We start from the raw sequence: 7,954 nt of genomic DNA, 5'->3' as shown, positions 1-7,954 counted from the left end.
TTCGCCAAAAACACTCTGAATAGATCAACAACTTATACTGATTGGTATAACGCATTCTAGTCATAAAAGAATAGAAGCAATGAAACGAATTTAAAGGACAGCATTCCTTGGTCATTTTTTCTGCGTTAAAGACTATTTGTGGTGAATGACTACACGACATAGCCTCTGTCTTGCCAAAATGGCCAATAAATTGCTGTAAAAAAACCATAAAAGATCAACAGACTCTAGCCTATCATGCAATTTGGTGGCTAATAAGCTGCAATTTGTATCATTAGCTTATCGATATAGGCTTTCAGGTTGTCAACTTTTGCTATCCAGGACGTAGTTGAGCGTTTTGTAGTCATTTTGTTCATCATGGTATATTTAGGTAACAAAGCTTATATGGCTGGTTATATCTAGTTTTAAACACAAGTGTAAACACTGTGGATTAACTAAGTTTGCACTAAAAATAAAAGTAAATTTAATGGGCTAATATGGAGGTGCTTGCTAATTTAATGTTTAATTTTGATTTGGTTTTGTTGTGCCTTTTTTAAATTTAAATCGGTTTAAATACATATTATTGGGTACTCCTGTTTTTTGTCTGAAGAGGTCGTATTTTTTTAGTGATCAAGCTCAAAATATGAATCAAGCTAAAACCAAGTTGTTTACAATTAATTGCTATATTAATAACTGCTAAAGATGGTAATCATTATCAATAATCACGTAAATTACTAAATAATAAAGCATTGATATTTTTTGTTCGATTAAAGGTTTATTTTTTACGCCTCTTTAAATTGTGAGCTATTAGGCGGTTTTCTCAAAAACCGGTTATATGTAACAGCATTGAACCAACTCAGCGTTAGCTTGAACCCGTTAAGGTCATACCACTAAAATACCCCCTTCGATATACAACCGGCTTGTAAGTTAATGTCCCTCATAAATCCGATAAAGTCAGTGAGTTTTATAGCCAAGTTAATGGCTACGAGTTTACTCTCATTACTCATTACCGTTTTACCTGCGCAAGCAACTCCTTGGAGTTCACTTGATTCCCAACAGTTAGAGCAGAAATTAACCGAAAAATTCGCTGAGGGTAAATACTCTCCCAAAGGCGCTGATTCCTGTCTCATGTGTCATAAGAAAAGCCCTAAAGTGATGGCGATTTTTGATGGCGTCCATGGTGATATGAGTAGCAGTAAATCACCAATGGCTGGTATGCAGTGCGAAGCCTGTCATGGTCCGCAAGGTAAACATAATCGTGGTGGTAAAGAGCCGATGATTAGCTTTGGTGCAGACAGCAAATTACCTGCTGAGAGCCAAAACAGTGTATGTCAGGGCTGTCATAACGATCCTAAGCAGATGGCTTGGCACAACAGTACTCACAACCTGGAAGAGGTTGCTTGCGCTGACTGTCACCAGATCCACGCTGCAAAAGACCCTGCACTTGATCGCTTAATGGTTAACGATACTTGTACCTCGTGCCACACCCGCGCAAAAGCCGATATGAATAAGCGTTCATCTCACCCAATGAAATGGGATCAGATGACCTGTATTGATTGCCATAGCCCTCACGGTTCGATGACTGAAAGTGCGCTGATTAAACCTAGCCTTAATGAAACTTGTGCTGAATGTCATGCAGACAAGCGTGGCCCATTCCTGTGGGAGCATGCGCCAGTTATGGAAGATTGCTCAAACTGTCACACAGCGCACGGTAGTGTAAATGAAGCCCTACTTAAAACGCGAGTGCCGCAATTATGTCAGCAATGTCACGCAGACGATGGGCATGCAAGCCGTGTTGCTACGCAAGCGGGTCAAGATGCTTTCAGTGCCGGTAAGAGCTGTCTTAACTGTCACAGCAAAGTTCATGGTTCAAACCATCCTGCTGGCAGTAACTTTGCCCGTTAAGACCTGGAGTGAGTAATATGCGTTCAACTAAATTGTTTTCTTTAAACTTGATCACTCTAGCACTGTTTGGCACCGCAACGGGTGCAATGGCTGCTGACTTTGGTGTTCAACGAGCAAACACTGAAAGCCTTAAAACAGCCAATTACCAGTGTAAGCGTTGTGTGATAACCGACGGTTATTCGGGCACAGTGGGTGCCAGTGTTGGCGTTATTGATGCTGACGATGACCATGCGATTAATCAGTTAGGCACCGGTACTGATGGTGCCATAGCGGGTGTTAACGCTGATATGGCTTATCAGCAAAGTGGTTATCGCGCTAAGGTTCAAGCTCATCAGCTTGGAATGGATAATGGTTTTATTAATATCGAAGCGGGTAAGAGTGAGCAGTACCAGCTTGATATGGACTTTCAAACCATTACCACCAATCAGTACAGTAATGCCCAAACTAACCTTTGGCATAACAACGGTATGCTAACGCCAAGTGAGCATAGTCGTGAGCTTAATCTTGATCTACAAAGACAGCGTAGTGGCATCGGTTTTGAGTATGATTTCTCAGCACTCACCGAGTTAGGTCTGAGTAGTTATGCGCGTTTCGACCGTGAAGATAAAACTGGCCATCGTAGCGCGAGCTTGATGAGCCCAAGTCCGGTCAATTTTGCAGAACCAGTTGATGAAACGACTGATAAGTTTAGCGCAGGTATTGTGTTAGATGGTGATAATTGGTTGTCAGAGCTGAGCTACCATGGCTCTCGTTATGAGAACAATATTAGCGATTTAAGCTTGCCATATAGTTATGACGTATACAGTGCAACACCTGATAACCAAGCGCATCAAGTGTCGTTATCGGGTCAATACCGCTTAGCTTCTAGTGTGTTTAGTGGCCGCGTGGTTTCAGGTCGTATGATCCAAGATCAAGATCTTGTGCAGATGAGCGGCAACCCGATTCAAAACTGGGATGGTCAAGTCGATACCTTTAGCAGCAACTTAGCGGCGAGTACCAGAGTAAGTAGTCGCTTACGTCTTGGCGCAAGTTACGACTACAACAAGCGTGACAACCGCTCTTCAGTATTTGACTTTGCACAATACGAATATGATTCAATGTCGGGTGCTTTTAAGCAAAATACCCCGATGGATATTGAGCGCCAAACCTTTAAAGCCAATGCGAGCTATCGTTTAGCCAGTGGTTACCGCCTACAAGCTGGTTACGACTATAAGCAGGTTGAGCGCAGTTATGGTGAGCGTGAAGAGACGCAAGACAGCGAAGTTTGGAGCAAACTGAACATTCGCGCTATTGACAAGTTAACCCTTGATTTTGGCTTGAGCTATGGCTCGCGAGGCGGCAGTGACTACCAGGCCAATGAGCTCACTTCTGACGAAACTGATTCTCTGATGCGCAAGTATCATTTAGCCGATCGCAATCGTACTGAAGTGAACGCTCGCGCCAGCTACACACCACTAGAGTGGTTAACGTTTGATGTTAGTACTTACTACGCCAACGACGACTATGACGCGACTGAAATTGGTTTAACCCAAGCCAAAGATTACGGCTATGACGCCAATGTCCATCTGCAGGTTTCTAAGCCGGTATCTGTCTACGCATTTGCAGGTCAGCAGTGGATTGACTCAGACCAAAGTGGCGATCAAAGCGCAATTTGGCATACAGAAATTCGCGACCAGTTTATCAACCTAGGCCTTGGGGCAACCTATTCAGGTCTAATGGAAGACAGACTGACCCTAGGCATGGATTACCTATTTGCCAACTCAGAAAGTAACACGGGTGTAAGCCCTTCAAACGAAGCTTCTTATGGGGCTTACTACTCATACAGCCATAGCATGAGCCTATATGGGCAATACATGATCTCGCCGCAAATGGCGTTAAAACTGGCTTATCAGTATGAACGTTACTTTGATACAGACAGTGCAATGGTCACCGCCGATAGCAACTCAGGATTAATCACCTTAGGTGAAATCAATCACAATTATAACGCCCATCAACTGATGTTGACCTTCAGCTACAAGCTGCTTTAGGTCGAGTTAGTCACAATTTAAGTTCGAGGAAAACGAGATTATGGAACGTAGAAGTTTCTTAAAAATGAGTGCTGCGCTGGGCTGTGCAGCAACAGTTACAGGCTGTAATTCCAGCTCTGATGATGCCAATGTTATTCCGCCTAAGCCACCGGTTGGTGATGAGCAAATTACTTGGTCATCATGCCTAGTAAACTGTGGTTCAAACTGTCCTGTTAAAGTGTTTAGTCGTGACGGTGTTATTACCCGTGTCGAAACTGACCATGACATCACTGATGGCGATGATATTTACCAAGTACGTGCTTGTGCTCGTGGGCGTTCACTGCGCCAACGCACTTACGCGGTTGACCGTCTAAAGTCGCCAATGAAACGTGTTGGTAAGCGTGGCGAAGGTAAGTTCGTTCCAATCACTTGGGATGAAGCAGCTAAGACCATCGGTAATAAACTGACTTCAGTGATTGCTGAGCACGGCAACAAAGCCATTTTCCGTAGCTATGGTTCTGGTGCTTATTACGGTTTTGCATCAAACGCATGTTTCAACCGCCTATTGAACCTTAACGGTGGTTGCTTAAGTTACTACGGTAACTACTCATGGGGACAGCAACAAGAAGCTGCGGCGCATACATTTGGTACTGGCAGTACTAAGGGCTCGTCAACGGTTACGCTATCAAACAGTGACTACTTACTTGGTATTGCTTACAACCCAAGTGAAATTCGTCAATCAGGTAGTGGCGAAGGGTACGATTACTTAAAAGCACTGCAAAAGTCTAACGGTCTTAAAGTGACCATGATTGACCCGCGTTACACCGATTCTATGCTAGGCAAAGAGTCGACTTGGTTGCCAATCCGTCCGGGTACTGATGCCGCGCTTGCCGAAGCGATTGCTTATCAAATGATTAGCTCTGGTTGGGTTGACGCGAACTCGCTTGATTTCATCAACAAGTACGCTGTGGGCTACGATGCTGCATCAATTCAAGCACAGAAAGATATCTTTGCTGCCAGCGGTGACGCGACTAAGCAAGAATATGCCGCGGTAATGAAGCCTGAAGAGAACTACCGTGATTACATTCTTGGTCTTGGCATATACGCTGATGCGCCGAAGAAGACTGCTGAGTGGGCAGAAAAGATCACCGGTATTCCGACAGCTGAAATTAAGCAAATTGCTATTGACCTACAAAACGCACAAGCGCCTTATATCGTTGTTGGTGCTGGTGTTAACCGTCAAGCCAATGGCGAGCAAAGCATGCGTGCACTTTACATGCTGTCGGTATTGACTGGTAAGCTTGGCACATTGGGCGCATCAAATGGTGAGCTACCTTCAATGAGCGGTATGTACCGTGCAGGTATTCCTGCTGGTAGTAACCCAGTTAAAGAAAAGATCTCTTTCTTCTGCTGGTCAGAAGCGATTCATCACGGCGAAACCATGACAGCTCGTAGTCATGGTATTACAGGTACTGATGATTTAGATACGCCGCTTGGTACTAACATCAAGGTGATTATCTCTGCATCTGACAGCACGCTACTGAACCAGCATGCGCAGATCAATAAAACCGCAGAAATCTACCAAGATGAATCAGGCGTTGAGCTGATTGTTAGTTGTGATTGCTGGATGACTCCTGGTGCTAAATTTGCCGACATCATCTTGCCAGACACTAGCTGGTTAGAGTCTAACGACTTAGTTAATGATTCATACGCATCTGGTGCATTGGGTTACATCACCGCGATGAAATCTGCGATTGAACCTATGTGGGACTGTAAGTCTATGTATGAAGCATCAGCATTGATTGCTAAATACATGGGTTGTGAAGCCGAGTTTACTGAAGGTAAAACTGAAGCGCAGTGGCTTGAAGAGCTTTACCAAAAGACTAAAGACAGCAGCACCAACTTAGGCGTTGTACCAGCGTTCCCGGCAACTTACAAAGAAGCGCAAGAAATTGGTTTCTTCCGTAAGCATATGCAAGATGATCACGTTGCACTTGCAAGCTACATCAATGATGGTGAGCCATTAGCAACTCCAAGTGGCAAGATTGAGATCTACTCTGCAGAGCTTGCATGGCGCGCGGCTAACTGGGATCAAGAAAACAGCCCACTAAACCCAACAGGCGTTAAAGGTGACACCATCACAGCAATCCCACAGTACACAGTGACCTGGGATGGTTATGAGGATGAAGACACAAGCACGGATTACCCAATTCAATTGGCGGGTTACCACACTAAAGGTCGAACTCACTCAAGCTACCACAACGTACCTTGGTTACGTGAAGCGGTCGAAGATGCTGTTTGGGTTAACCCAATGGACGGTGCTAAGCACGGCTTAAGCTCTGGCGATAATGTTGAAATGTATAACAAACGTGGTTCGATTGCCGTTAAGGTGCGTATCACGCCACGTGTGGCACCAGGTGTATTTGCACTCGGTCAAGGTGCTTGGTTTAACCCAGGTAAAACGGTTGGTAGCACGGGCCATATTATTGATGAAGGCGGCGCAATTAATACGCTAACACGTTACCAGCCAAGCCCTGTAGCTAAAGCTAACCCACAGCACACCATCCGTGTTGCCATTAAAAAGATTTAAGAGAGTAGTTAATTATGACTGAACCAACTCAATATGGTTTTTATGTAGACAGCACTAAGTGTACCGGTTGTAAAGCGTGTCACGTGTCTTGTAAAGATCGTCAAAGCAATGAGATCCGTAACAACTCGAACCCGCAAGACAACACCTTGCCGGCACTAAACGGTGTGACTTGGCGTCGTGTTTATGAGTACGGTGGCGGCGAGTGGACTGAGGGTAACAACGGCTGTTTTGAGCAAAATGTATTTGCTTACTACATGTCTATTGGTTGTAACCATTGCTCTGAGCCTGTATGTGTTAAAGCCTGTCCAACAGGCGCAATGCACAAGCGCCGTGAAGATGGCTTAGTGCATGTAGCACAAGATATCTGTATCGGTTGTGAAAGTTGCTCACGCGCTTGTCCATACGATGCACCGCAAATAGACCGTGAACGCAAAGTGATGACTAAGTGTGATGGTTGCTATGAGCGCATTGCAGATGGTCGTAAGCCAGTATGTGTTGAGTCATGCCCACTGCGTGCACTTGACTTCGATACTATGGATAATTTACGTGAAAAGTACGGCGACGGCGATGGTCATATTGCACCACTGCCATCACCATCAATCACATCACCAAACCTAATTATCAAGGCTAATGTAAATGGTAGCCCTGCAGGTAGCGGTGAAGGCAGCATCTTAAACCCAACTGAAGTTTAAGTCAGAGTTTAAGCTTGCCTGCGAATAGCGTCAAAACTGGTGCTATTCGCTATGATTAATTTCTAGTGTAATAAAAGCTGTGGCGATAATGAGTCCAGCGTCGTGTTAAAGGTGAACCATGTCTTCAAATATAGCGTCGATAGATTTTGCTGAGTATCAAGGGTTAGCGCGTATTTTGCATCACTGCCTTATTCGTCATCCTGAAGCCGAACTAGTGCAAGGGCTTAAGGATTGTGATGTTGCTGGTAGTTGGCCAACTTTTGCCAAACGAGAGGAAAATGGCAAAGGGCGTGAGGCACTGGCTGCATTTTTAGCGCAGTGGCCAACCGATACCCATGAGGCTGAACTTATCGAATTGAAGCTTGACTATGGTCAGCTGTTTTTTGGCCCTGGTGAGCCAAATGCAGTTCCACAAGGTTCGGTGTATTTGAGTGAAGAGCAGTTACTTAATGATCGCTCCACCATGGCGCTGATGGATTTCTATCAGGCCAATGGTGTAAACGTTGATGTTGATTATCCGCAGCCACTTGATCATATCGGGCTTTTCTTTGCTGTATTAGATCAGACTTTTGGTCGTCTGCAGCTGGAAACTGATAATCAAGCGCTGATTCGCTTTACTCAAGTGTTATTGCAACAGCATTTGTTGCCTTGGGCGCCGCGCTGTTTTGAGCTAGTGCAGAGCCATGCAAACAGTGGATTTTACCGTGGTATCGCTTTGCTGGGGAATGATTTCTTACTGCAAATGCAGCAGGATTTTCAGTTACTACCAAAAGAGACGCGTTTAT

The 7,954-nt window shown here is 44.7% G+C and carries 5 protein-coding genes; all 5 read left to right on the top strand.

Annotated elements, in window-relative coordinates:
* Window positions 1-954 precede the first annotated feature (954 nt).
* Window positions 955-1,881 carry a DmsE family decaheme c-type cytochrome gene (locus AB4238_RS15660; protein ID WP_372034268.1) on the top strand — a complete coding sequence of 309 codons (927 nt, stop codon included), beginning with the start codon at window positions 955-957 and terminating at the stop codon, window positions 1,879-1,881.
* A gap of 17 nt (window positions 1,882-1,898) precedes the next feature.
* Window positions 1,899-3,908, top strand: a complete 2,010-nt coding sequence (locus AB4238_RS15655; RefSeq protein ID WP_372034267.1) for an MtrB/PioB family decaheme-associated outer membrane protein — start codon at window positions 1,899-1,901, stop codon at window positions 3,906-3,908.
* 40 nt (window positions 3,909-3,948) lie between these two features.
* Entirely contained in the window at window positions 3,949-6,477 is a 2,529-nt protein-coding gene (locus tag AB4238_RS15650; protein ID WP_372034266.1) for a DMSO/selenate family reductase complex A subunit, read from the top strand.
* A gap of 14 nt (window positions 6,478-6,491) precedes the next feature.
* Window positions 6,492-7,169: a DMSO/selenate family reductase complex B subunit gene (locus AB4238_RS15645; RefSeq protein ID WP_372034265.1), complete on the top strand. Its 678-nt coding sequence runs from the start codon at window positions 6,492-6,494 to the stop codon at window positions 7,167-7,169.
* 118 nt (window positions 7,170-7,287) lie between these two features.
* On the top strand, window positions 7,288-7,954 hold a 667-nt coding region (locus AB4238_RS15640; RefSeq protein WP_372034264.1), incomplete at its 3' end, for a molecular chaperone.

Origin of the sequence: Shewanella sp. 10N.286.45.A1 (genome assembly GCF_041470405.1) — a bacterium.
Lineage (GTDB): Bacteria > Pseudomonadota > Gammaproteobacteria > Enterobacterales > Shewanellaceae > Shewanella.
The sequence above is the reverse complement of the archived record's forward strand: the minus strand, read 5'-3'. Positions and strand labels throughout refer to the sequence as shown.